This is a genomic window from Ensifer sp. NM-2, assembly GCF_003024455.1.
Classification (GTDB): Bacteria; Pseudomonadota; Alphaproteobacteria; order Rhizobiales; family Rhizobiaceae; genus Ensifer; species Ensifer canadensis.
Genome location: NZ_PVZR01000117.1, coordinates 1 through 529, shown reverse-complemented (window position 1 = coordinate 529; position 529 = coordinate 1). Strand labels below are relative to the sequence as shown.

The window sequence follows — 529 nt, the reverse complement described above, 5'->3', positions numbered from 1 at the left end:
CCGGGTCCGCGGCGGGCTCGATGCCCTCGGGGGCGGGGCCGCCGTCCATCGCGTGGCCCGCGTGCCCGCCGTGGGAGGACGACGTCGCCGCCTCTTCCCCTCCCGTCGCGCAGCCGGTGAGCGCGAGCAGACTCGCCGCAGTCACGGCGACGGTCCTGGTCCAGAAACGCATGGTCATCGTCCGGTGTCTCCTTCGTCATCGGTGGTCTGGGGGGCCTCGAGGTGCCCGAGCGCCGCACGGAACGCGGCCTCCGCCGTGTCGCCGTAGGGCACGAACAGCACCTCGTCCACGGTGCCGCCCACCTCGTCCGCCATCGCGTGGCAGGTCTCGACGGCGATCCGCGCCGCGTCCTCCATGGGCCAGCCGTAGATCCCCGCGGAGATCGCCGGGAACGCGACCGTCCGGGCGCCGAGCCCGGCCGCCACCTTCAGGGACTCGCGGTAGCACGAGGCGAGGGTGTCGGACTTGTCGATCGTCTTGGCCCACACCGGGCCCACGGTGTGGATGACCCAGCGCGCGGGCAGGCGC

1 protein-coding gene is annotated in these 529 nt (G+C 74.1%); it reads right to left on the bottom strand.

Going from position 1 to position 529, the window contains the following annotated elements:
• Positions 1 to 174: 174 nt before the first annotated feature.
• On the bottom strand, positions 175 to 529 hold a 355-nt coding region (locus C6558_RS39055; RefSeq protein WP_199197143.1), incomplete at its 5' end, for a macro domain-containing protein.